Here is a 24,347-nt window from a genome sequence, read left to right as displayed (position 1 = left end):
AGTAGATAGAATTTTAATATATATGATTCTATCTACTCTTTAAATTTTTAGAAGATTTTATAGAGTTATCTGTAAAACGCCATAGTATTGTACCAAATATATAAGTATTTTAAATATCAAGATATTTTTAAGAATCCTTGTATCATTATTGTCTAGATGGATTTTAAATTAAGTATATATGTTTAAAATCATATAAACCTGTTAATAATTACGATTGGTGATAATATGGATAATATTTATAAGAACTTAATTAAAAATATCTCTAAATATAAAGTAATTAATTCTAATATAAATGATAGTAATTTTATAATGTTAAAAAGTAAAACTATAGATAAATGCCCGTACTGTAAAAATAAAGAATTTATTAAATATGGTAATTATAATAAAGCCCAAAGATATAAATGTAAGAATATTAATTGTGGCAAAACTTTTACAAGTGAAATTTATAATGTATTTAGATACTCTAAAAAATTTAAACAAAAGTTTCAAGAGTATTTTTCTTTATTGAATGAAGGACTTACAATAAGGCAATGTGCAGAAAAATTAAATATAACAATTGTTACATCTTTTTTCTGGAGGCATAGATGTTTATTTGATTTAAAAATGAAATATTATATTGAAAAAATAAATAATCATGTTGAATTAAGTAAGATGATAATAACTGAGAATTTTAAAGGCTCTAGAGAACTTGAAAATAAAAAAAGAGACAAAATAGTAGTTGTAAATGCAATAAATAATATTTCAGATTCAATTCCCATTTTTGCAGCACGAAATATTTTTGGTATATATGAAGTGCGTGATAATATAATTCCTAGACTGGAGAAAGGTTCCTATGTTGTAGGACATTTTGATGGAAAGTTAAAAGCTTTTTCTGAAGCGTTTAATGAGATTTATAAAACAAAATTAAAACCACAATGTAATAATATTATAGATAAGTGTTATTCTAATAATACAAAAAGATGGCTTGTTAAATTTAGAGGAGTTGCAACTAAATATCTGGATCACTATTTATATTTTAGATTGTTCAATTATAAAAATAATAGGGAACTAATTGAAGAAAATGATGTTGATTATAAATCAATATATGAAGTGAATAGTTATATATCATGGAAGAATATAAAGTTAAAGAAGCTAAATATATAAATTTTTAAATATATAGTAGGGGTTTAATATTATATAAAATATTAAAAATAACTTGGCCAGTATTTTAAGCGTGTAGTGGCTTGTTTATTATATCTTAATTTACATGAATATAAAATTTTATTAAAAATTTTATATGAAATTAATTATTTCTTTATAAATACCTATTGTAAGAAGTATTCATATTGACTATTATACAAAACTGTTATATTAAATTGTTGTTACCAATATTTTAATATAACAGTTTTGTATAGATAAGAATTAAATAGTTTATATAAGCATCTCAATAAAGATATCAAAATATTGTTCTTGGAAATGTACTAATTCTTGAATTTGTTTTTCGGATAGTTTAGTGCCTGTAGGTACAACAACCCATTTATTTTCAATATCATTTTTTCTATGTATTATAGCAATAACTTCTCCTTCAAACTCTTGTAGGGGGATGTCTACACCCAAAACATAAGCATCTTGTTCTTCAAGATCTCCAGCCATAACTTCTGGAATATAGCCGTAATTTACAGTGTAGTAAATATATTTATGAGTAGGATGATAACTCCCTAAAGGCCTATCTATAATTACTTTTACAAATTTATTCATATAGCACTTCCTCTTAATAATATTAGATAATATATAAATTTAAGCTTATAGTTTATAATTTTTATTGGCTCCCTCTGTTTTATAGTGCATAAGAGAAGTCAATTTTACTACTCATCTCTTTTAACTTCTTCATACTTACACCTAAATATCTCATAGTTGTTTTTATATCAGAATGATTTAGTACATGTCTAACTAATTCGATATCGTGTCCTGATTCTTCATATAATGTATGAGCAAAAAGTTTTCTAAATGAGTGTGTACCAATATTTTTGTATCCTAAATAATCAGTAATAATTTTTAATTGTTGCTGCATGTTTCTTACTTTGTTTGGATAAATAAAATCATCCTTATCTAATTTGTTATTTACTGCATATTCTAATAACTTGTTATACATTGAATCATTTAAATCTCTATTTTGCCACTTACCTGTTTTTATTTCTTTTATGGCAAATTTACTTCTATTAAAATCTGAAACCTTTAAATTAACTATATCTGAAGCTCTAAATCCTAAAGTTGCTTGAAGTGCTAAAGCAAATGCCAAAGATGGATTTGGTCTAAATTTTCTTTCTCTCCCTGTGTTTTTATCATAATAACTAAAGCCTTCCTTACATAATTTGATTATTGTTTCATATTCTTCTACCTCTAATGGTCTTGTTGCTTTATAATTTTTCTTTTTACCTTCTTCTTTTATATTTTCACCAAATTTACTTGAAATTTTATCATTTAAAATTGCTCCCTCTGTTTTTTGAGCTATTTTTTTAGAAATATTGTTTGCTCCCTCTGTTTTGGGTAGATTTTCTTTAGTTTTATTAGTAAACTCATTATTTTCTTCATGTGCTTTCATTTGTTTATAAAATTCGTAGAATTTCATCATCTCTAGCATTTCATTATTTAAATTCATTTAAAATTTCCTTTCTCGTACAAATCGATTTTTACTCAAAATAAAACTGCGTGTTTTGTTTTTAAAAACTGCGTATTTTGTATTTTTATATATTTATGATACCATATAAATGGCTTAATATCAACGCTTCTATAAAAAACTGCGCACATTCGGGAATGTGCGCAGTTTTTTCTCTAGACAATATTGCTAAATTTTTATAGAAATTCATTTTTTTCTATGTTATAATTGAAGTACAAAGTTAACTAAAGTTAACTTAGTTAACTTCAGTTAACTACAATGAAATGAAAGAGGTTTTAGTATGACGAAAAATAATGATAAAATTAGCGAAAATGAAGATAAAATAGATGAAAATAATAGTGAAATAATTATTGAGAATGATGTAAATAGTATTGACTTACGACAAGAAGATAAAGAAAAAATAGAAACTAAAGGGTTAAAATTAAAAAAATCTACAAAAGAAAGATTAAATTTGCTTCAAACAAGTTTTGAAGACGCTGAAAGTATGGTAATTGCATTACTAAATCAGTATGAAATCTTTAAATTAGAGAGTAATGATAAATTTTCAGATAGAAAAGCTGAAATTGAAAGATTTAATTTCCTTATGGAGTCCATAAAAGGTTGTTTTGTTAATTCATTGGAGATGGCTACATATATAGAAGATAAATGTACAGAGAAAATTAAGGGTGAAATAAAGAAAAAGGATAGAGTTATATCTTTATTGCAGGACGAAAACAATTCTTTATTAAAAAGAATAAAAGAAAATGAGATAGAAACCCATAATAAAAGTAAAGAATTAGAAGATACAAAAGAAAGTTTTAGTAGAGTTAACTTAGCGTTAACTACAGTTGAAAAAGAATTGAATGAAAAGTCTAAAATTATTGAAAATCTACAGTTGCATATATCATCTCTTTCAGATGTAACTGCAGAAAATAGATCTTTTAAAGAAGAAAACTCTAATTTAAAGGAAAAGCTAAGAATATTAGAATCACAGTTAACTGAATCTAAAATAGATTCTCAAAGTTTTGAATATTTAAAGAAGGATAATGAAAGATATACTGTTGAAATTGCTGAATTAAGAAAGGAAAGAAATGAGTATAAAGAGTATAGCAATGGATTAAATAAACAAATACAGGAAATATTGCTTGAAAAAGCTAACGAAATAGCAAAAATTAACTTTGAAAAGGATAAAGCTTTAAAGGAATATGATGAAATTAATACTAAGGAATTAAAGGAAGCAAACGATATTATTAATAAATTAAAAGATGAATTATATGAGATGAAGTTAACTATGAATCAAATAAAAAATGGAAAATAGTTTTAATATAAAAACACTAGGGGATTAGCCTAGTGTTTTTTTGTTAACTATACTAGAAAGTCGTAGTTCACCATTATCTAAAACTCTTATAAACCATTTAAAATCTGTATTATTTATACTATTTTCAAAGGTTATTATATTTTTTTGTGGTAATATAGGGATTAGTATTGTTTCGCTTGTACTATTTTGAGCATTTATAAAAATAGAACCTTCATAATCGGTAAAATAAGACCAAAGAGTACTTAAATCAAGGGTTAATGTATTTGGTAAATCAGTTGAAAATGGACAAATTAATTCCTCTCTATTTTTAGTGTTTTTTATTATTATCATAGAAAAGCTTACTTTATCGTAATCTTTAGATGAAAAATAAAGAACTAATTTATTATTATTCTTAATACATTTTTCTAATGAGATTTTTTTAATATATGATGACTTCATATAATTACTCATTGCAAAAGACAAGTTTATTCCTCCTTTTATAATTGTTATTAATAAATATATTATGCAAAAGTTTAAAAATAGACATAAAATATTAAAATTATAAAAATAATATTTATGTGGCAATTATATTGCATAATATTATGTGTAAGGAGTGATTTTTTTGCCTATTGCACTTGTTACGGCTTTAATATCCGCTGGAGGATTAGTGTTAGGTTCGGCAATTGGAGCTATTTGTAGTTGGTTTATAAGCAAATTTTCCTTGCATGAACAAAAGAGGCTTCAAAAAGAAAATTTAAATTATCAACAACAATGTAAATGTGAAGAAAAGTATGTTAATGCAAATATTATTAGATTGGATTTTTGTAATGCAATATACCAAAGTATAAGATATTTACAAAAAGAAGATAATTATTCTTTTTATAACTCTATACCTATTTATAAAGAATACCACAAAATAGTTGCATCTTTATGTGGAGAGTATTCTTTAAAGGAGTTAAGCTATATATATCAACTATATGGAATTTTAGAAGAATGTTCTAAGAAGGTTGAGTTTTACTGGAACAATGGTTCTGTAGATGGTATTATTGTTAGAAATGCCTATAAAAATGTTTTGGAAAAAATTTATGGAAGTAATTATTTAAAAGTTTTATCTAAGAATATTGACTATATAAGTTATAAGGAGCTATATAATGATTCTTTGATGAAAGAGGGATATAGAAATGTTCTTAAGTCTTTAGATGAAATTTGCAACTCGGAACATGAAAAATAAAAGATGATGAATATACTCATCATCTTTTATTTTATTTCAACATCTCAATCATCAAATCTAAAGTGTTTTTTGTTCTTTTTAAATTATCTATATAGTCAGCTATGTGATGCTTATAATAATAAACACCGTCATCAGTAATAGAATAGATTTTTTTACTTCTTTTATTTAAGAAATCATCACCTGTCCATTTACTTATGACATAACCTTTGCTTTCAAGATCGTATAATGTCTCATAAATTGTACTAGAGGATACTGGAAATGGTAAATTTGAACTTTGAAATACATCTTTAAATGCTTCAAGCACCTTATTACCAAATATAACTTCTCCTTTTGATAATTCTTTTAATATATAAAATGAATATAGCATTTTTGTATTAACAACATTTCTAGGTGCTATAAGTCTATTTCGATTGGTATTCATACTTGTATCACTCCTTAGATTACAATATATGATTATAATAACAAAAAATATAAATGATGTCTAATTATAAAGAATATATTCAGATTAGTGAACATAAAAAAGTAAAGTTGAATATTATATATTAAAGTACCAATGATAGGAGATGGGAAACATGTCAAAGAAGTGTTGTTGCAGAAGAAACAATTGCTGCCAAAATAATTGTTGTTGCACTTGTTGTACTCCTTGCAATTATAACAATTGCGGATGCGGCGGTTACGGAGGTTGTGGCGGCTATGGCGGCTATGGTAATTGTGGCGGCTGGGGCGGCTGCGGAGGCTGTGGCTGTGGCGGCTGGGCTTGGTGGATAATTTTATTATTATTCTTCGGTGGCGGTTGCTGGTAATTTATAGCTTAGTGTACCAAAAAGTGTATCAAATTTTTGGTGCACTTTTTTATTTATAATAAATTTATTTGCAATATTAGGGGAAAACTATTTTAGAAAGAAACTCTAGAGGTGTTGTATGATGAAAAAAAATACAGTTCTATTTAGCTTAATTTTAATTATTTTAATAGCTTTAAATTGTAGTATGGCATATTCAGAACCAGCTGACGTTAAAGAAGAAAACGAAAGTGCAGAACAGAATGAAAATATAGAAAATGAGCCATATAAAACTTTAGAAGAGTTGAAAAAGGAATTAAAAGAGGAAAGGAGACAAATAGACCAACAAAGGCTAGAGGAAATTAGGAAAAAAGAACAAGAAAAGAGAGAAGAGTTAGGAGAGAATGAAAGTGAAAATGTAGAAAAAAAGGATGAGGATAATAAGGATGATAAGAAAGAAAAGAAAAGTAAAGAAAGTGAGTATATACCTTCTTTAATAGTAAGATTGAGGGGAAAGCACTCAACTAAATATTTATGCTCATATCATTTTGTTATAGAAAATGAAAATACTGAGAGTGAGCTAGATAAAACTAACTTTGACGATTATCAACTGCTTTTAAAAAAGCCTTCTTTAAAAGTTAGAGCTGGAGAGGTGATAAACTTTGAATTTAGTGAAGAGCCTATAAAAGTTAGAGCTTACATATGGGATGATGAAATTAAAGAATTAGAAATGAAGAGAGGAACTATAAGAGTTCCGGAGTTAGATAAAAAAATAGTAGTTGGAGTTGAAGGGACTTATAAAAATGGGAAAATACTTTATGCTGTTGTTTTAGATATTAGAGGATAAAATCATATTTAAAATACAGTGAAAAATAAATATCTATATGGAGGTAACTAAAGAATTATGAGTAATGAAAATTATGGAAAAGATATTGATCAACAATTAAAATGTATAAGTGTAACTGAAGAAGAAAAACAAGGAGATAATGAAGAAGAAAAACTAAAAAAAGAGCAAGCAAAAGTTTCTGAAATTAAAGAATTAGGAACAAATAATATGACAGGTCCTGATCAAAGCATTCAAATATTACCGATAATAGGTCAAATAGAAGGGCATGTAGTTTTACCACCTCAAACTAAAGCTACAAAATATGAACATATAATACCACAATTAATTTCAATGGAGCAAAATGATAAGGTAAAAGGTATACTAATTGTATTAAATACAGTAGGTGGTGATGTTGAGGCTGGTTTAGCAATAGCAGAAATGATATGTTCTTTATCAAAACCAACAGTTTCAATTGTAATTGGAGGCGGACATTCTATAGGCGTTCCATTAGCAACATCTGCAGATTATTCATTTATTACTCCGTCAGCTACAATGATAGTTCATCCTGTTAGAATGAATGGGTTTGTTATTGGTGTTGCTCAAACATTCCATTATTTTAAGAAAATGCAAGAGCGAATAAATAATTTTATTGTTAGGACATCAAAAATAGATAAAGATGAGTTAGAACGTATGATGTTAAAATCAGATGAATTACTAAACGATATGGGAACAATTTTAATTGGTCAACAAGCTGTTGAATGTGGTTTAATAGATAATGTTGGTGGCATAAAAGATGCCTTAGATAAATTAGATGAACTTATAAGAGAAGATCAATAAAAGATAAATAAAATAAAAGAAAAAGAAATTCCTGTAAAAGGAGTTTCTTTTTTAGTTGAAATGTGTTTAAAATATTTATAAGCTATAATATAATAAAATTTGCTAAAAATGATGTTTTTTTAATATAGAGGTGATTTGATGGGAACAGGGAGTAAAAAAAGAAATTTGAAAAAGAAAGGTAGTGAATCTACTGAAAAGAAGGGCGATGTTAAAGCGGTATTATATATAGCTATAGGAATATTATTAGCATTTTCAACTTATACAGATTTAGCAGGTATTTTATCTGTATTATCCAGAAGAACTATGTATAACGTTTTTGGGGTGGTAGTATATCTTATACCAGTGTATCTTATTTATTTTGGAATAGATACAATAAGGTCTAAGGGGACGATAAAATATTCTAGGAGATTTTTTAGTATTACTTTATTAGCTATTGTTATTTGGTTATTTTGTAGTACAATGTCCATTCAGTTTATGAGTGGATCTGCATATAATAATGAAGGTTTTTTAGAAATGATTAAAAAAATGCATTTTTCGGATAATTATTCTCTTCATGGAGGATTTTTTGGTTTTTTAATTACATATCCGTTATCGAAGCTTATTGGGTATATAGGAAGTTATATACTGTATAGCACCTTGATTTTAATAGGTATGATATTGCTAATGGATATAACTTTATATGATGTTTATATAAAGGTTAAGAAGATGATAACTACATTTATAGGTATTGGATTCTCGAAAAACGAAAATAAGGAAAATAATAAAGTAAATACTAAAAGGAAAAGAGAAAAGGTTATTAGTAATGATACTATTGAAGTTGTTGTTCCGGATGTTGCAAATGAAAAGGAAGAATTTATAAAGGGAATAAATAATAAAATACAAATACTAGACTTTATGAAAAATTCAGAGCTTCAAGATTCTAATCCTCTTCAGGATTTTAATTTAGAAAATACTGAAGTTTATAACAAAAATAATTTTGTAGAAAATGAAAATAATAATTTAAAGAAGCATAATAAAAATTTATCTCATGAAGATAAAGAAGTTTTAAGTAAAGAGATAGAACATTCAATAAATCAAGTAGGTGAAAGTATTAAAAAGGATTATTTGTTTCCTACTATGGATTTATTAAATGTAAATTCTAAACTTAAATTAAAAAATGAAGATAAAAAAGATTTAATTGAAAATGCAAATAAATTAGAAGAAACACTTTCTAATTTTGGAGTAGAAGCTAAAGTAGTACAAGTTACTAAAGGACCTTCTGTAACAAGATTCGAATTACAACCAAGTCCAGGAGTTAAAGTATCTAAAATAGTAAATTTACAAGATGATATTGCTTTGGGGTTAGCTGCTGATGGAGTTAGAATGGAAGCACCAATTCCAGGAAAAGCAGCTATTGGTATTGAAGTGCCTAATAAGAAGCAATCTCCAGTATTTTTAAGAGAAGTTCTTGATTCTAAGGAATTTACAAGTACTAATAAAAATTTAGCTTTTGCATTAGGTAAGGATATCACTGGAAAATGTATTGTTGGTGATTTAAGTAAAATGCCACATATGTTAATAGCTGGGGCAACAGGCTCTGGAAAATCTGTTTGTATAAACTCTCTTATAATAAGTTTGTTATATAAATATTCACCTGAACAAGTTAAGCTTCTTATGGTTGATCCAAAAGTTGTTGAATTAAGTGTTTATAATGGAATACCACATTTATTAATTCCTGTAGTAACAGATCCTAAAAAAGCTGCTGGAGCTTTGAATTGGGCAGTTAATGAGATGAATAAAAGATATAACTTATTTTCACAAATGAAAGTTAAAAATATAGGATCCTATAATAATTTATTTGAAAAAGGTGAAATACAAGAAAAGTTACCTTATATAGTAGTTATTGTAGATGAACTTGCAGATTTAATGATGGCATGTCCAAATGATGTAGAAGATTATATTTGTAGATTAGCACAGATGGCTAGAGCGGCAGGTATGCATTTGATTATAGCTACTCAAAGACCATCAGTAGATGTTATAACAGGGGTTATAAAGGCCAATATACCATCAAGGGTTTCTTTTGCTGTTTCTTCTGGAACAGACTCAAGAACTATACTTGATCAAGTTGGAGCAGAGAAGTTGCTAGGAAGAGGGGATATGCTTTACTATCCTATTGGTGAAAACAAGCCAGTTAGAGTTCAAGGGGCATTCATTTCTGAAGAAGAGGTTGAAAATGTAGTTGAATTTATAAAGCAGGCTGATGAAGATATGGATTATTCAGAAGATATATTAAATCATATAAACAATGAAGTTAATACTGAAGCTGTAATAACTAATGAGGGTGATGAGTTATTGGAAGAAGCAATGAAGATAGTTATTGAATATCAGCAAGCTTCAACATCATTTATCCAAAGAAAACTAAGAGTTGGATTTAATAGGGCGTCTAGGATAATGGATGAATTAGAAGAGCGTGGGGTTATTTCAGAGAAAGATGGAAGTAAACCAAGACAGGTGTTAATTGAAAAAGAAGATGTGTATGATAATCAATAGTATAAAATACTTGTAAATATAATGTAGTTAAATTACAATAAGTATTATTATTTGAACTTAGGAGGAAATTATTTTGGAAAAATATAAAGTTGGAATGGTTAGCTTAGGGTGTGATAAAAATAGAGTTGATTCTGAATTAATATTAGGATCTATAAACAAATATTATGAGATAACTAATGATGCAAAAGAAGCTGACATAATTATTGTTAATACATGTGGATTTATAGAAAGTGCAAAGCAAGAATCTATAGATACAATTTTAGAAATGGCAGAATATAAAAATAAATATAATTGTAAGATGCTTATTGCTACAGGATGTTTAACTCAAAGATATGGAGATGAGTTATTAGAGTTAATTCCAGAAATAGATATATTAATTGGTGTTAATGATTATATGAAATTACACAAGTTAATATTAGATTTTATAAAGGATCACAAAAGAATTTCATCAGCTTCATATAGTGATGAAGGGATAAATGAAGGTATTAGATTATTAACAACTAAAAATCATACTGCTTATGTAAGGATTGCTGAAGGTTGTAATAATTTTTGTACTTACTGTATAATTCCTAAAATTAGAGGGAAGTTTAGAAGTAGATTAGAAAAAAATATTTTAGATGAAATAAAAATGTTAGCTGATAATGGCGTTAAGGAAATAATCTTAATTGCTCAAGATTTAACTGATTATGGAGTTGATATTTATGGCAAAAGAATGCTTCATGATTTAGTATCTAAGATATCTAAAATTGAAGGTGTTGAATGGATAAGACTTTTATATTGTTACCCTGAAGAAATTACTGATGAATTAATTGAAGAAATAGCAAATAACGAAAAAGTTGTTAAGTATTTAGATTTACCAATTCAACATATCAGTAGTAGTGTTCTAAAACAAATGGGAAGAAGAACTAATAAAGAAGCTATTATAAATAAAATAGAGACTTTAAGAGCTAAAGTCCCAGGGATAGCGTTAAGAACATCTTTAATTGTTGGATTCCCGGGAGAAACAGAGGAAAACTTTGAAGAATTAGAGAAGTTCTTAGAGGAATATAAGTTAGAAAATGTAGGAGTTTTTGCTTACTCTCAAGAAGAAGATACTCCAGCAGCTAAAATGGAATGTCAAGTTGATGAAGAGGTTAAAATAAATCGTCAAAAGAATCTTATGGCCCTTCAAAGAAAAGTTGTTAAAGCTCAAAATCAATTGAAAATAGGAAATATTTATGATATTATTATAGATGGAAATAATGGAGAATATTACACTGGAAGAAGCTACGAAATGGCTCCAGAGATTGATGGTCTTATTTATATAAAAAAAGAAAAATCGTTAAATTTAGGTGATATAGTAAAAGTTAAGATTCATGATGTTATGGAGTACGATTTAATGGGAGAGGTTTTAGATGAATTTAGCAAATAAACTGACAATGATTAGAATATTTTTAGTTCCTGTCTTTTTGATTTTTATAACTGTAAAAGATATTCCTTATGGGTCAATAATAGCTACTGTTGTGTTTATCGTAGCATCATTAACTGATCAATTAGATGGTCATATAGCTAGAAGTAGAAATCAAATAACTAATTTCGGAAAATTTATGGATCCGTTAGCAGATAAATTATTAGTAACAGCAGCATTGGTTTCTCTAGTTGAACTTAAATTAGTGCCTGGTTGGGCTGTAGTTGTTATTCTTGCAAGAGAGTTTGCGGTATCTGGATTAAGAACATTAGCTGCTTCAGATGGTATAGTTATAGCAGCTAGCTGGTGGGGAAAAATTAAAACAGTAACACAGATGATAGCAATATTACTATTGTTAATAAAGGTAAATATTAATTCATCTTTAAGTGCAATTAATTTTGTAAATAACAATAGCTTCCTAAGTGGTTTCTTTGCTTATGTACCAGAAACTATTATGTTTATAGCTGTTTTAATAACAATTATTTCAGGTGTTGATTATTTTGTGAAAAATAAAAATGCTATTTCTATGAAATAGATGTTTAAAAGTGGAGTAAATGGATATAATTTTAAAAAAAGGTTCCTTCTATATTTTATAGTAGGAACTTTTAATATATAAAAAAAGATAATAAATGTTGACTATAAATTAAATATAAATTATAATTTATTCATAGAAGAACAAATGTTCATGAAAGGGTGGTTATTTTATGGCAAATATAGATGAAAATAAGTTAAAAGCAATTGAGAATGCGATGAGTCAAATTGAAAAGCAATTTGGTAAAGGTTCTATAATGAAATTAGGTGAGCACAGTACTTTGAATATAGATTCAATTTCAACTGGTTGCCTTGATTTAGATATAGCTTTAGGAATTGGTGGAGTTCCTAGAGGAAGAATAATAGAAGTTTACGGTCCAGAAAGTTCAGGTAAGACAACAGTTGCATTACACATTGCTGCAGAAGCTCAAAAATTAGGTGGAGCAGTAGCTTTCGTAGATGCTGAACATGCATTAGATCCTAGTTATGCACGAAATTTAGGTGTAGACACAGAAAGTCTTATTGTATCTCAGCCAGATACAGGAGAACAAGGTCTTGAGATTGCTGAAGCATTAGTTAGATCAGGAGCTATAGACGTTCTTGTAGTTGACTCGGTTGCAGCCTTAGTTCCAAGAGCCGAAATAGAAGGTGAAATGGGAGACTCTCATGTTGGTTTACAAGCTAGATTAATGTCTCAAGCATTAAGAAAGTTAACAGGTACAATTAACAAATCTAAATGTGTAGTTATCTTTATAAACCAATTAAGAGAAAAAGTTGGAGTTATGTTTGGAAATCCAGAAACAACTACTGGTGGTAGAGCTCTTAAGTTCTATTCAAGTGTAAGAATGGATGTTAGAAGAATAGATTCAATAAAACAAGGTGATGAAATTGTTGGTAACAGAACAAGAGTTAAGATAATGAAAAATAAAGTTGCTCCTCCATTTAAGCAAGCTGAATTTGATATTATGTACAATGAAGGAATTTCTAGAACAGGTAATATTGTTGATGTTGGTGTTAAAGAAAATATTGTTCAAAAGAGTGGAGCTTGGTTCTCTTATGGTGATATAAGATTAGGTCAAGGTAGAGAAAATGCTAAACAATATTTAAAGGAAAATCCAGAAGTTGCATTAGAAATAGAAAATAAGATAAGAGCAAAGCACGAGTTGCCTTTAATGGAAGATAAAAGTAAAAAGATAGATAAAAAAGAAAATAAATAAGTAATAATAAGGACTATATAATTAATATTAATTATATAGTCCTTTAATATATATTATTCAAATAGGAAATACTAAAAATGAAGGATATAGATGTATTTTCTTATATCTATATACCAATCAACTAATCTTGACATAATTTTGTTTTTAAGGTAAAATAATAACAAATACTGGTTTATCATATTCAAAGGGACAGTGAGAATAATATGACACCTAGACGTTCTCTATTCAAATATAAATAGAGATTTTACGAGGAGGTGTTAGTTTGGATAATATATTACCAATGATATTGGTCGATATTTTATTATTAGTAGTATTCGGTTTTATCGTATACAAAGCTATACAAAAAGCCACACAAAAGAAGGTTTTATTTTTAGAAAAAGAAGCAGATGATTTAGTAGAAAAAGCTAAGAAAGAAGCAGAAGCAACTAAAAAAGAAGCTATTTTAGAGGCTAAAGAAGAGGTTCACAGACTAAGAAATGATTTAGACAGAGATTCTCGAGAGAGAAGAAATGAAATTCAAAGGCTTGAAAGAAGAATTCTTCAAAGAGAAGAATCTTTAGACAAAAAGAGTGATCTTTTAGAAAAGAAAGAAGAAACTATCAATAAGAGATTGCAAGAAATTGATCAAATGGAAGAAAACGTTCAGCAGTTATACGTAAAAAGAAGAGAAGAATTGGAAAGGATTTCCAATTTAACAACGGAAGAAGCGAAAGAAATTCTTCTAGGAGAAGTTAGAAAAGAAGTTTCTCACGATGCAGCTTTATTGATTAAAGAAATTGAGTCAAAAGCTAAAGAAGAGGCTGATAAAAAGTCTAGAGAAATTATAACTACTGCGATTCAAAGATGTGCAGCGGATCATGTATCTGAATCAACAGTTCATGTGGTTGCATTGCCAAATGATGAAATGAAAGGCAGAATTATTGGAAGAGAAGGTAGAAACATAAGAACACTCGAAACATTAACAGGAGTAGATTTAATAATTGATGATACTCCAGAAGCTGTTATTTTATCTAGCTTTGATCCTATAAGAAGAGAGGTAGCTAGAATAGCACTTGAAAAATTAATTGTAGATGGAAGAATACATCCAGCTAGAATTGAAGAAATGGTTGAAAGAGCCAAAAAAGATGTTGAAAATGATATTAAAGAAGAAGGCGAACAAGCGACTTTAGAAACAGGAGTACATGGTTTACATCCTGAAATTATAAGACTTTTAGGAAGATTGAAGTATAGAACTAGCTATGGTCAAAATGTTTTAAAACATTCAATAGAAGTTGCATACTTAGCAAGCGTTATGGCTTCAGAACTAGGTCTTGATGTAAATTTAGCTAAAAGAGCAGGTTTATTGCATGACATTGGTAAGGCAATAGATCAAGAGCAAGAAGGTCCTCACGCTTTAATAGGAGGAGATTTTGCTAAAAAGTATCATGAATCACCTTTAGTGGTAAACGCTATTGCAGCTCACCATGGCGATGTAGAAATGATGTCTTTAGAAGCTGTTTTAGTTCAAGCGGCTGATGCAATATCAGCAGCAAGACCAGGAGCAAGAAGAGAAACGCTAGAAGCTTATATTAAGAGATTAGAGAAACTTGAAGAAATTGCAAATTCTTATGAGGGCGTAGATAAGTCATATGCCATTCAAGCTGGAAGAGAAATTAGAATTATGGTTAAACCAGAACAATTAGACGATGCTGGTTCAATAGAGTTAGCTCGTAATTTAGCTAAGAGTGTTGAAGAACAATTAGAGTATCCAGGGCAAATTAAGATCAATGTAATAAGAGAAATAAGAGCTGTGGATTTTGCTAAATAAATAAATAAAAAATACATTTTGTATGAGTACAAAATGTATTTTTTTTATTTATAAAAATTTTTTTGAAATTAAAGAAGGAGATTTAAGTATTTTGTAGAATATATAATCATATAAGTAACTATATGTTATTAGATGTAAACGATTTTAAAATCAGGAGGTAGAAATACAAATGGAAGTATTAAAAGTATCAACAAAATCTAATCCAAATTCAGTGGCAGGTGCGTTAGCAGCAATAATTAAAGAAAAGAATATTGTAGAAATACAAGCTGTAGGTGCAGGTGCAATAAATCAAGCGGTAAAGGCTATAGCAATTGCAAGGGGCTTTGTAGCACCAAGCGGAAGAGACATAGTATGTGTGCCTGCCTTTACAGATATAGAAATTGATGGAGAGGAAAGAACTGCTATAAAACTAATAGTTCAACCTAGATAAACATATAAGAAAACGATTTGAGAATAAAAAATGCTTAACTTTTTTATTAAAAAGTATTTTAGTATTGAAATTCTTTGAAAGACGTTATATAATGTAATCGTTAGATATATAATATATTATACGTAAAGAGGTGTGTTTAATGGTATCTAAAGAAGTAATAGTAAACAATGGAACTGGTTTACATGCAAGACCAGCGACTTTATTAGTTAAAAAGGCTTCATCTTTCAAATCAGATGTAAGCATTGAGTTTAACGGAAAGAAAGCTAATGTTAAAAGCTTAATCGGTGTTTTATCTTTAGGAGTTACTAAAGGAGCTAACATCACAGTTACTGCTAGTGGTGATGATGAAACTTTAGCAGCTGAAGAAATCGCTAAATTAATCGAAACTTTAGAAGACTAAAATAAAAAAAGTGCTTTATGCACTTTTTTTTATTTTGTTAATTTTTATGTAGTGGAATTAATTATTATTTATTGTTTTAAAAATATTACATCTAAATAAAAGTGAAATCAAATCGATTGCGCCGACTAAGATTAAAATATATATTATTCTAAAAATAATAACGTTATTACCTACTAAAGAAGCGATAATATTAGTGCTGAAAAGGCCGATGCCACCACAATTAAATGAACCTAATAAAACAAGAATAGCAGAGAGTTTGTCAAAGAGATTTAATTTACACATAATAATTCCTCCGTATTATATATTTATATAAAATAATATGAAATTTTTTTTGAAATTATAACTTACAAACTAAATAAAAATATGATATAATACGAATTATATTAAATGAATGATAAAAAATATTCGGAGGTATTCAAATGACAAACTTATACAATTCGCCATTAAACTCAAGATATGCATCAAAGGAAATGAGTTATATATTTTCTGATGATATGAAATTTTCAACTTGGAGAAAGCTATGGGTTGCATTAGCTGAAGGTGAAAAAGAGTTAGGCTTAAATATTACTGATGAACAAATAAATGAATTAAAGTCTAATATAGATAATATAAATTATGAAGAAGCTATTAAGAAGGAAAAGGAAGTTAGACATGATGTTATGAGTCATGTTCATGCTTATGGATTACAATGTCCAAATGCAAAGGGAATAATACATTTAGGAGCTACAAGCTGCTATGTTGGTGATAATACTGATATAATAATAATGAGAGATGCTTTATTATTAACTAAGAAAAAAATAGTAACTGTATTATATCACCTTTCTAATTTTGCAATGAAATACAAAGATATGCCAACTTTAGGGTTTACACATTTCCAACCTGCTCAATTAACTACAGTAGGTAAAAGAGCTTCTTTATGGATGCAAGATTTAGTTTTAGATATAGAAAACATTGACTTCTTATTAACTAAATTAAAATTAAGAGGAGTAAAAGGAACAACTGGTACTCAAGCTAGTTTTATGAATTTATTTGAAGGTGATGAAGCTAAAGTTAAAGCGTTAGATACATATGTTGCTGAAAAAATGGGATTTGATAAAAGTTATGGAGTAACTGGTCAAACATATCCTAGAAAAGTAGATTCTATAGTTTTAAATACATTATCTGAGGTTGCTCAAAGTGCATACAAGTTTAGTAATGATTTAAGATTATTACAAAGTATGAAAGAGGTTGAAGAACCGTTTGAAAAGCATCAAATAGGATCATCTGCAATGGCTTATAAGAGAAACCCTATGAGAAGTGAAAGAATTGGTGCCTTAGCTAGAACTGTAATTGTAAATGCGTTAAATCCTGCTATAACAGCTTCTACACAATGGTTTGAAAGAACTTTAGATGATTCAGCTAATAAGAGAATATCTGTTGCGGAAGCGTTCTTAGCTTTAGATGGAGTATTAAACTTATATATTAATATAGCTGAAAATATGGTTGTATATGATAAAGTAATTGCTAGTCATGTTAATAATGAATTACCTTTCATGGCTACAGAAAATATAATGATGGAATCAGTTAAAAAGGGCGGAGATAGACAAGAATTACACGAAAGAGTAAGAGTTCATTCTATGGCTGCATCTCAAAGAGTTAAAGGTGAAGGTTTAAATAATGATTTAATAGAAAGAATTATAGCAGATGAATCATTTAATTTAAGTGAAGAAGAAATTTTAGCTATTATAGATCCACAAAAGTTTGTTGGAAGAGCTCCAAGCCAAGTTGTTGAATTTATAGAAGAGTATGTAGAACCGGTTATAAGAGATAATAAAGATGCTCTTGATATAAAAAGTGAAATAAATGTATAAATATTAACATAAGACTCGTTCAGGGCATAATCATATGTCAGGAACGAGTTTTTTTATTAAAATCATATTCGTAGTAATCTAATTAATTGAGAAAACATATTTATATAGTAATAAGGGTATGAGGAGAATATTACTATGAATAGTGTATATAGACTTATGTTAAATAATAAAGCTTTTGATGATATAGTAGAAAATTTAATAAACAACAAAAAGGTTGCAATAATTAAGCAAGGAAATGACTTAGAGGAACTTATTATATATTTTAAAGAATTTATAATTAATAAATTTGATAAAGATAGTTTGAATATAGAAATTGATAAAATTATAAGTGATACTAATTATAAGAATTTAGAAGTAAAAAAAATGATAGTTCTTAGAAGGCAAATTGTTAATAATGCAGAAAATATTATTAAAATATTCTCTGGATTTATTGATAAAGATTCTATAAAATACTCTTTAAATGATTTATATTCAATAACTCAGAAAAATATTGAATTTAAAGATAAGGAGTTTGAATATTATTCTTTATTAAGTAAAGCTCCTGTAATAAGTGAAAATGATAGTTTAACTATAATAAAAAAGGTAAAAGAATTAATAAAAAATAATTGTGTAAATACCTTTATAAGATATAAAAAATTTAATAGTAATAAGAGATTTGATGTGCTTAGGGATGATATTCAAGAAAATTGTATTGATGATATAATTAAAAAATTAAGTGGAGTGTTAAACAATACCTTTGCATTTATACCACCAATTTATTTTAATGATTATACCAGTGATTTTCAGGAGGATAAAGTTTATTATAAAAATTATAGTAATGATCAGATTAAGGAAATAGCTAAAAATGTGAACTATAAGCATAATAAGAATATATTGGATGATATAGAAAGGTTAAAATGGTATAAGTACATTGGAATAAAAAGATATAAGGAAATGATTAATGAGAAAAAGAAAAGATATGAGGAGTATAATGAGAAGGAAGAGTTAATATATAATCAATATATAGAAAACATAGAAAATTTAAAGCTTTTTTCTAATTCATTCTCTTTCGTAAAAAAGGTATTTAAAAATGAAGTTTTAGATAAAATAAATAATTGTATTATAAATGAAGAAGAGTTATATAATTATATTTTATATATAAAAGAAACGTTATCTATTTATAAAGATTATTTAACGTTAGAAAAGAAGGTGAAGAGGTTAGATGAGGAATTAATTAAAATTTTAGAATATATATATGAAAAAATAGATGATAAGAGAGAGTTAATCAATATATTAGAATTTATAGAAAATTACTATTTTTATAAACAGATAGAATATGTAGAAAATGAAAGAGCAGATACTATAAATTCTTATAATAAAGTATATGAAAAGATAAATAAATTAAATGAATCATTAAAATCCTATAACAAAATTCTAATACAAGCTTTAAGAGAAAGTTGTATTAAGGGGATAAAAGGTTTTTGTGAAAGAAAAAATATAAAACTTGATAGTGTTAATGTAGATAAGTTATGTGATAATAGATATAATGAAGAAAATGGTGAATTGTTATTAAATATATTTCCTATATTAATTTTAGATGAGGATCAATATAAACAATGTAAAGATAAGATAGATGAAAAATTTGATTTAATTGTAAGTCAGTCAGAATTGAATAATCAAATAGAGGAGAAGAATGTTAAAGAAAATAAAAAATGTAATGAAAGATTAGATAGAAATATTTTTAAAATGCTTAATAATTTAGGATATACTATTTTTAGGGAAGATGATGATATTTCAGTAATATATGTTAATTTTAATAAGGAAAAAAATAAAATCATATATATAAATAATAAAGAGTTTTTTGACTATGAAGAACTTATTAAAATAATAGATTTAATTAATTCGGAGGATAAAATAATTTTTGTGTGGTATAGAAATTGGTGGTTAAGTAAAAATGATGAAGTAGAAAAAATACACAAATTAATAAATGAATAATAAAAAAATAAGGGGTATCTAAAATAAGATATCTCTTATTTTTTTATTAAATTTGAACTATATCATTAAAATATGATAAAATTAGTGAATGAAATGAATAATCAAAGGAGAAAAAAATGAATTTATTAAACATTGAAAATATTAGTAAAACTTATAGTGAAAAAATACTATTAAATAATGTATCTTTTGGTATAAATGAAGGAGATAAGATTGGAGTTATAGGTTTAAATGGTAGTGGAAAATCTACTTTGTTAAAAATTGTAACTGGTAAGGATGAATTTTTTGAAGGAACTTTAACTAAGGGTAAAGGTGTTAGGATAGAGTATTTAGAACAAAACTCACCCTTTGATTTAGATGCAACTGTGCTTCAGCAAATATTTAAAGGTGATACTCCTGAAATGAAATTGTTAATGGAGTATGAAGAGTTATTGGAAAAAATGAGTTCTAATGGTTTTAATGAAGAGGATAATAATAGACTGATTAAAATTCAAGAAAAAATAGATACTTTAAATTTGTGGAACTTAGAAAGTGAAGTAAAGGTAATACTAAATAAACTTGGAATAAAGGATTATACACTGAAAATGGGTTCTTTATCAGGTGGTCAAAAGAAAAGAGTATTTTTAGCTTCTGCATTAATCAAACCTTGCGAATTATTAGTTTTAGATGAGCCTACAAACCACTTGGATTCAGATTCTATAGAGTGGTTAGAAGAATATTTAAATAATAGAAAAGGAGCTCTATTAATGATTACTCATGATAGATACTTCTTAGATCGAGTATCTAATAGGATATTGGAGTTAGATAGAGGTAATATCTATCAATATGTAGGTAATTATAGTGACTTCTTAGAGAAAAAGGCTGAAAGGTTAGAAGTAGAATCAGTATCAGAGGAGAAAAGACAAAAGTTAATTCAAAAAGAATTACAGTGGGTTAGAAGAGGTGCTAAAGCTAGAACAACAAAACAAAAAGCTAGACTTCAAAGATTTGATGAGTTAGTTAATCAAGATTATATAGCGCAAAAGCCAAGTGTTGAAATGTCTTTCATAGGTACTAGATTGGGTAAGAAGATTATTGAGATGCATAACATATGTAAGGGTTATGGAGATAAAAATCTTATAAATGATTTTAACTATACCATTTTAAAGGAAGATAGAATAGGTATAATAGGAAATAATGGTGTTGGTAAGACGACTCTCTTAAGTTTAATAAGAGGTTCAATTAATCCTGATAGAGGAGAGGTTGAGGTTGGAGAAACTGTAAAAATAGCAACATTTACTCAAGATGATTCTCATATGGATTTAACTATGAAGGCTATTGATTATATAAGGGAAGGTGGAGAGTGGATACCAACAGAGGATGGTAGTAAAATAAGTGCTTCTCAATTGGCGGAAAGATTCTTATTTGATGGAACAATGCAGTATACTATGATTGAAAAACTATCAGGAGGAGAGAGAAGAAGATTACACTTAATGAGGGTTCTAATGGAGGCTCCTAATGTTCTTATACTAGATGAGCCTACAAATGATCTTGATATAGAAACTCTAAAAATATTAGAGGATTTTATTGATGAATTTGTTGGTGTTGTAATAGTTGTATCTCATGATAGATATTTCTTAGATAGAATTTGTAATAAGATTTTTTCTTTTGAGAATAAAGGATTAATTAATATATATAATGGAAATTATAGTGATTATTTAATAAATAGAGAAATAAAGTTCTTGAAGGAAAAAGGTGAACAGGGGAATAAGGTAGAATCTACTAAGAAAAAAGAGTACGTTAAGAATAAAGATGAAAGACCTAAGTTTACTTTTAAGGAACAAAAAGAATTTGAAAATATTTATAATGATATTGAGGCTATAGAATTAAAAATAGCAGGGATAGAAGAGGAAATGGAGAAAAACTCTAGTAGTTATGGTTTGTTAAATGAATTGGATCAGGAAAAGGGAAAATTAGAAGAGGAGCTGCTAGAAAAATATGAGCGTCAAGAATATTTAGAGGAGATTGCTAAAAGAATAGAGGAATATAATAATAATAGAGTATAAATCGTTGACAAGATAAGCAGTTTCTGATAATCTTGATTAGGTCATAATAAATGTTTCTTAGGAGGAAAAAATGGAAAACACGCAAAAGATAAAAATTGTTACTGCTGATCCGTCAGCATTAGGTTTATTTGGACTAGCTATAATTACTTTAGTTGCTTCATCTCAAAAATTAGGGTGGACTTCAGGAGTATCTTTAGTATTGCCATGGGCTATATTCTTAGGAGCAACAGCTCAATTATTTGCTTGTATTAACGATTTTAAACATGATAATACTTTTGGAGCAACAGCATTTGGTGCTTATGCATTCTTCTGGTACTCAATGGGATTCACATGGTTAATTCAAAATAGAGTATTTGGAGAAAAGTTAGCTCAAGCTACAGATACTAAGCAATTAGGATTTGCTTTCTTAGGTTACTTAATATTTACTGCATTTATGACAATAGGTGCAATGGAAACTCACAAAGTATTATTTATAATATTTGTTTTAATTGATTTCTTATTCATAGGTTTATCATTAAATTCTTTTGGTATTATGCCTGAGTTTTCACATGGGTTAGCTGCATGGTCTGAATTATTAATAGCAATAATGTCATTCTATGGTTCTGCAGCAGCTGTATTAAATAAACATTTTGGAAGAGTATTTGTACCAGTAGGAAAACCGTTTGGGATTTTCAAAAAGTAAATTAAATTCATAAAGATAAGGAAAGGTTTATATAAACTTTTCCTTTTTTCTTTATAAATTTAAAATCATGATGTATACTAAAGGTATAATTGAAACAAAGGAGTAAGTTATGAAAATTAAGATTAATATTAAAGGGCAAAAGGATCCTATAATATATAGTGGTGATCGTATTGATGTTCTTGATTTTGAAATGAATGGAGAAAAATATAAACAAATAAGATGTTTTAGAAAAGGTTTTTCTAAATCAGAATTATTAAAAAGTGATTTAGTTATTAAAATTGTAGAGATTGAAAAATAAAACGTATTTTTATATACGTTTTATTTTTTTTTGTATAGATAAAGATGGCAATTTAAAAAAATAATAAATTTTTTATTTTTCATTGAAGTAAAAATACTAAAGTTAATAAAAAGTTGAAATTAAAAATTTGTACAAATCGAAGTGAGAAATAAAGTAAAAATTGAATAATAATGTTAAGTGAAAAAATAGTGGGTTTATAGATAAGAGAGTTTTGTAAAATATATAAGAATAATAGAGAATAGAATAAAAATAAGAGTAAAAAATCAAAAAAACACCAAAAAAACTCTAAAATTTATTTCGCTAAATAACCATTTAGCGAAATAAAATGTATTGTTAGCATAAAATACCTATGATATAATGAAATTAATGTTAAAGTAGGATTTTAGGGGGATTTAAATGTCTGAAATAGAAAATTCAAATAATAAGAAAACAAAAAGTAAAATTAATATAAATTCAATTATAAATGATGATGAAAAGTATATTAATAATATTAAAAATAGATTTGGTATTGAAGTTCAACAAATAAATAAATTACCTAAAGTTATAATGGATTTTTTAAATTATTTAGAAACCATTAAAGGTAAGTCAAATAATACTATAGAAGCATATAAAATTGATCTATGCTTGTTGTTCAAATATTTAAAGGTCTATAAAGGTTATCATATACCAGATGATATAGAGTTTGAAGATATACCTATAAATGATTTAGGTGAAGAATTTGTAAGGAGTATTGTTTTGACAGATCTTTATGCATTTTTATCTTTTGTTGAAAAGCAAAGGAGTAATGGAAACTATGCTAGAGCTAGAAAGGTAGCTACTTTTAAGTCGTTCTTTAATTATTTACAAGGAAAGGCTAAAATAGTAACATCTAATCCAGCAGCAGAATTGGAATCACCTAAGATAAATAAAAGACATCCAATATATCTTACATTAGATGAAAGTGTTTCACTACTCTCCTCCTTAGATACAAGTAATTGTAATTATTTAAGAGATTATTGTATATTAACTTTATTTCTAAACTGTGGAATGCGTTTATCGGAGTTGTGCTCAATAAAAATAGATAAAATTAAAGAGGATACTTTAACTATAATAGGAAAAGGTAATAAAGAACGAACTGTATATTTAAATGAAGCGTGTATATCAGCCATAAGTAATTACTTAGCTAAACGAAATGATTCTAAAGCTACAGATGAAAATAAAAAGTATTTGTTCTTATCATCTAGAAATACACCAATAAATAAGAGGACTGTAGAATTGTTAGTTAAAAAGCATGTTAAAAATGCGGGATTAACCAATGCTAAGTATACACCTCATAAACTTAGGCATACTGCTGCTACTTTAATGTATAAGCATGGAAATGTTGATATTAGAAGTTTGCAAAGTATTTTAGGTCATGAGAATATATCTACAACTCAAATTTATACACATGTAGATGAAGAAATCTTAAGAGAGGCTGCTAATTCAAATCCTTTAGCTAACATAAAAAATGTTTAAAGAACATATGTTCTGTACTCGTAAAAATAGCATTTTGATAT

The 24,347-nt window shown here is 27.1% G+C and carries 23 protein-coding genes; 18 read left to right on the top strand and 5 right to left on the bottom strand.

Annotation, left to right across the window (positions count from 1 at the left end; translation table 11 throughout):
- The first annotated feature begins 225 nt into the window (after positions 1–225).
- Positions 226–1,143, top strand: coding sequence for an IS1 family transposase (locus I4V51_RS08540; RefSeq protein WP_195987985.1), 918 nt, complete (start codon positions 226–228; stop codon positions 1,141–1,143).
- Positions 1,144–1,410: 267 nt separating this feature from the next.
- On the opposite strand, the gene I4V51_RS08535 is transcribed toward I4V51_RS08540, so the two are convergent.
- Together I4V51_RS08535 and I4V51_RS08530 are read right to left on the bottom strand one after the other, a co-directional pair.
- Positions 1,411–1,737 carry an inorganic pyrophosphatase gene (locus I4V51_RS08535; RefSeq protein ID WP_195987982.1) on the bottom strand — a complete coding sequence of 109 codons (327 nt, stop codon included), beginning with the start codon at positions 1,735–1,737 and terminating at the stop codon, positions 1,411–1,413.
- Between the two features lie 79 nt (positions 1,738–1,816).
- Positions 1,817–2,638: a tyrosine-type recombinase/integrase gene (locus I4V51_RS08530; RefSeq protein ID WP_195987980.1), complete on the bottom strand. Its 822-nt coding sequence runs from the start codon at positions 2,636–2,638 to the stop codon at positions 1,817–1,819.
- 298 nt (positions 2,639–2,936) lie between these two features.
- On the opposite strand from I4V51_RS08530, the gene I4V51_RS08525 reads away from it, so the two are divergent.
- On the top strand, positions 2,937–3,953 hold the full coding sequence (locus I4V51_RS08525; protein WP_195987977.1) for a hypothetical protein: 1,017 nt from the start codon (positions 2,937–2,939) through the stop codon (positions 3,951–3,953).
- A gap of 24 nt (positions 3,954–3,977) precedes the next feature.
- Here I4V51_RS08525 and I4V51_RS08520 read toward each other — a convergent pair whose 3' ends face one another.
- On the bottom strand, positions 3,978–4,415 hold the full coding sequence (locus I4V51_RS08520) for a hypothetical protein (protein ID WP_195987975.1): 438 nt from the start codon (positions 4,413–4,415) through the stop codon (positions 3,978–3,980).
- Between the two features lie 139 nt (positions 4,416–4,554).
- On the opposite strand from I4V51_RS08520, the gene I4V51_RS08515 reads away from it, so the two are divergent.
- The gene (locus tag I4V51_RS08515) at positions 4,555–5,163 is read left to right on the top strand and encodes a hypothetical protein (RefSeq protein WP_195987973.1); all 609 of its coding nucleotides are present in this window, start codon (positions 4,555–4,557) and stop codon (positions 5,161–5,163) included.
- Positions 5,164–5,194: 31 nt separating this feature from the next.
- On the opposite strand, the gene I4V51_RS08510 is transcribed toward I4V51_RS08515, so the two are convergent.
- The gene (locus tag I4V51_RS08510; RefSeq protein ID WP_195987971.1) at positions 5,195–5,584 is read right to left on the bottom strand and encodes a PadR family transcriptional regulator; all 390 of its coding nucleotides are present in this window, start codon (positions 5,582–5,584) and stop codon (positions 5,195–5,197) included.
- A gap of 500 nt (positions 5,585–6,084) precedes the next feature.
- On the opposite strand from I4V51_RS08510, the gene I4V51_RS08505 reads away from it, so the two are divergent.
- From I4V51_RS08505 to I4V51_RS08465, 9 genes are all read left to right on the top strand, one after another.
- Complete coding sequence (locus I4V51_RS08505) at positions 6,085–6,789, top strand: hypothetical protein (RefSeq protein WP_195987969.1); 705 nt, start codon at positions 6,085–6,087, stop codon at positions 6,787–6,789.
- 57 nt (positions 6,790–6,846) lie between these two features.
- A complete protein-coding gene (locus I4V51_RS08500; RefSeq protein ID WP_195987967.1) occupies positions 6,847–7,605 on the top strand; it encodes an ATP-dependent Clp protease proteolytic subunit in 759 nt (252 codons plus the stop codon).
- Between the two features lie 138 nt (positions 7,606–7,743).
- Positions 7,744–10,134, top strand: a complete 2,391-nt coding sequence (locus I4V51_RS08495; RefSeq protein WP_195987964.1) for a DNA translocase FtsK — start codon at positions 7,744–7,746, stop codon at positions 10,132–10,134.
- 73 nt (positions 10,135–10,207) lie between these two features.
- Entirely contained in the window at positions 10,208–11,545 is a 1,338-nt protein-coding gene (rimO, locus tag I4V51_RS08490; RefSeq protein ID WP_195987958.1) for a 30S ribosomal protein S12 methylthiotransferase RimO, read from the top strand.
- Entirely contained in the window at positions 11,529–12,116 is a 588-nt protein-coding gene (pgsA, locus tag I4V51_RS08485) for a CDP-diacylglycerol--glycerol-3-phosphate 3-phosphatidyltransferase (protein ID WP_195987956.1), read from the top strand. Before rimO ends, pgsA begins: the two co-directional genes overlap by 17 nt.
- A 169-nt stretch (positions 12,117–12,285) precedes the next feature.
- Positions 12,286–13,329 (top strand): recombinase RecA, encoded by a 1,044-nt coding sequence (gene recA / locus I4V51_RS08480; protein ID WP_195987955.1) that lies wholly within the window; start codon positions 12,286–12,288, stop codon positions 13,327–13,329.
- 280 nt (positions 13,330–13,609) lie between these two features.
- The gene (gene rny / locus I4V51_RS08475; RefSeq protein WP_195988039.1) at positions 13,610–15,136 is read left to right on the top strand and encodes a ribonuclease Y; all 1,527 of its coding nucleotides are present in this window, start codon (positions 13,610–13,612) and stop codon (positions 15,134–15,136) included.
- Between the two features lie 169 nt (positions 15,137–15,305).
- Positions 15,306–15,566: a stage V sporulation protein S gene (locus I4V51_RS08470; RefSeq protein ID WP_005212907.1), complete on the top strand. Its 261-nt coding sequence runs from the start codon at positions 15,306–15,308 to the stop codon at positions 15,564–15,566.
- 139 nt (positions 15,567–15,705) lie between these two features.
- Positions 15,706–15,966, top strand: coding sequence for an HPr family phosphocarrier protein (locus I4V51_RS08465; protein WP_042398687.1), 261 nt, complete (start codon positions 15,706–15,708; stop codon positions 15,964–15,966).
- A gap of 57 nt (positions 15,967–16,023) precedes the next feature.
- On the opposite strand, the gene I4V51_RS08460 is transcribed toward I4V51_RS08465, so the two are convergent.
- Positions 16,024–16,248, bottom strand: a complete 225-nt coding sequence (locus I4V51_RS08460; protein WP_195987953.1) for a DUF378 domain-containing protein — start codon at positions 16,246–16,248, stop codon at positions 16,024–16,026.
- Between the two features lie 137 nt (positions 16,249–16,385).
- Between I4V51_RS08460 and purB the strand changes: the two genes are divergently transcribed.
- The 6 genes from purB to I4V51_RS08430 all read left to right on the top strand — a co-directional run bounded on the left by purB (position 16,386) and on the right by I4V51_RS08430 (position 24,306).
- Positions 16,386–17,816, top strand: a complete 1,431-nt coding sequence (gene purB / locus I4V51_RS08455; RefSeq protein WP_195987952.1) for an adenylosuccinate lyase — start codon at positions 16,386–16,388, stop codon at positions 17,814–17,816.
- 135 nt (positions 17,817–17,951) lie between these two features.
- Positions 17,952–19,790 carry a hypothetical protein gene (locus tag I4V51_RS08450; RefSeq protein ID WP_195987951.1) on the top strand — a complete coding sequence of 613 codons (1,839 nt, stop codon included), beginning with the start codon at positions 17,952–17,954 and terminating at the stop codon, positions 19,788–19,790.
- Positions 19,791–19,906: 116 nt separating this feature from the next.
- On the top strand, positions 19,907–21,832 hold the full coding sequence (locus tag I4V51_RS08445; RefSeq protein ID WP_195987950.1) for an ABC-F family ATP-binding cassette domain-containing protein: 1,926 nt from the start codon (positions 19,907–19,909) through the stop codon (positions 21,830–21,832).
- Positions 21,833–21,902: 70 nt separating this feature from the next.
- The gene (locus tag I4V51_RS08440; RefSeq protein ID WP_195987949.1) at positions 21,903–22,514 is read left to right on the top strand and encodes an acetate uptake transporter; all 612 of its coding nucleotides are present in this window, start codon (positions 21,903–21,905) and stop codon (positions 22,512–22,514) included.
- Positions 22,515–22,623: 109 nt separating this feature from the next.
- Positions 22,624–22,812 carry a hypothetical protein gene (locus I4V51_RS08435; protein WP_195987948.1) on the top strand — a complete coding sequence of 63 codons (189 nt, stop codon included), beginning with the start codon at positions 22,624–22,626 and terminating at the stop codon, positions 22,810–22,812.
- A gap of 546 nt (positions 22,813–23,358) precedes the next feature.
- On the top strand, positions 23,359–24,306 hold the full coding sequence (locus tag I4V51_RS08430) for a tyrosine recombinase XerC (protein WP_243281459.1): 948 nt from the start codon (positions 23,359–23,361) through the stop codon (positions 24,304–24,306).
- Positions 24,307–24,347 lie beyond the last annotated feature (41 nt).

Origin of the sequence: Clostridium sp. D53t1_180928_C8, assembly GCF_015667795.1 — a bacterium.
Lineage (GTDB): Bacteria > Bacillota > Clostridia > Clostridiales > Clostridiaceae > Clostridium.
Note: the sequence above shows the minus strand (reverse complement) of the source record. Positions and strands in the feature narration are given on the sequence as shown.

Coding starts and splice junctions, on each gene's coding strand:
- rny (WP_195988039.1), top strand. CDS start 13,610: ATGATATTGGTCGATATTTTATTATTAGTAGTATTCGGTTTTATCGTA.
- purB (WP_195987952.1), top strand. CDS start 16,386: ATGACAAACTTATACAATTCGCCATTAAACTCAAGATATGCATCAAAG.
- I4V51_RS08450 (WP_195987951.1), top strand. CDS start 17,952: ATGAATAGTGTATATAGACTTATGTTAAATAATAAAGCTTTTGATGAT.
- I4V51_RS08500 (WP_195987967.1), top strand. CDS start 6,847: ATGAGTAATGAAAATTATGGAAAAGATATTGATCAACAATTAAAATGT.
- I4V51_RS08510 (WP_195987971.1), bottom strand. CDS start 5,584: ATGAATACCAATCGAAATAGACTTATAGCACCTAGAAATGTTGTTAAT.
- I4V51_RS08495 (WP_195987964.1), top strand. CDS start 7,744: ATGGGAACAGGGAGTAAAAAAAGAAATTTGAAAAAGAAAGGTAGTGAA.
- I4V51_RS08435 (WP_195987948.1), top strand. CDS start 22,624: ATGAAAATTAAGATTAATATTAAAGGGCAAAAGGATCCTATAATATAT.
- I4V51_RS08530 (WP_195987980.1), bottom strand. CDS start 2,638: ATGAATTTAAATAATGAAATGCTAGAGATGATGAAATTCTACGAATTT.
- I4V51_RS08430 (WP_243281459.1), top strand. CDS start 23,359: ATGGATTTTTTAAATTATTTAGAAACCATTAAAGGTAAGTCAAATAAT.
- I4V51_RS08505 (WP_195987969.1), top strand. CDS start 6,085: ATGATGAAAAAAAATACAGTTCTATTTAGCTTAATTTTAATTATTTTA.
- recA (WP_195987955.1), top strand. CDS start 12,286: ATGGCAAATATAGATGAAAATAAGTTAAAAGCAATTGAGAATGCGATG.
- I4V51_RS08460 (WP_195987953.1), bottom strand. CDS start 16,248: ATGTGTAAATTAAATCTCTTTGACAAACTCTCTGCTATTCTTGTTTTA.
- I4V51_RS08465 (WP_042398687.1), top strand. CDS start 15,706: ATGGTATCTAAAGAAGTAATAGTAAACAATGGAACTGGTTTACATGCA.
- I4V51_RS08445 (WP_195987950.1), top strand. CDS start 19,907: ATGAATTTATTAAACATTGAAAATATTAGTAAAACTTATAGTGAAAAA.
- I4V51_RS08535 (WP_195987982.1), bottom strand. CDS start 1,737: ATGAATAAATTTGTAAAAGTAATTATAGATAGGCCTTTAGGGAGTTAT.
- pgsA (WP_195987956.1), top strand. CDS start 11,529: ATGAATTTAGCAAATAAACTGACAATGATTAGAATATTTTTAGTTCCT.
- I4V51_RS08440 (WP_195987949.1), top strand. CDS start 21,903: ATGGAAAACACGCAAAAGATAAAAATTGTTACTGCTGATCCGTCAGCA.
- I4V51_RS08525 (WP_195987977.1), top strand. CDS start 2,937: ATGACGAAAAATAATGATAAAATTAGCGAAAATGAAGATAAAATAGAT.
- I4V51_RS08470 (WP_005212907.1), top strand. CDS start 15,306: ATGGAAGTATTAAAAGTATCAACAAAATCTAATCCAAATTCAGTGGCA.
- I4V51_RS08540 (WP_195987985.1), top strand. CDS start 226: ATGGATAATATTTATAAGAACTTAATTAAAAATATCTCTAAATATAAA.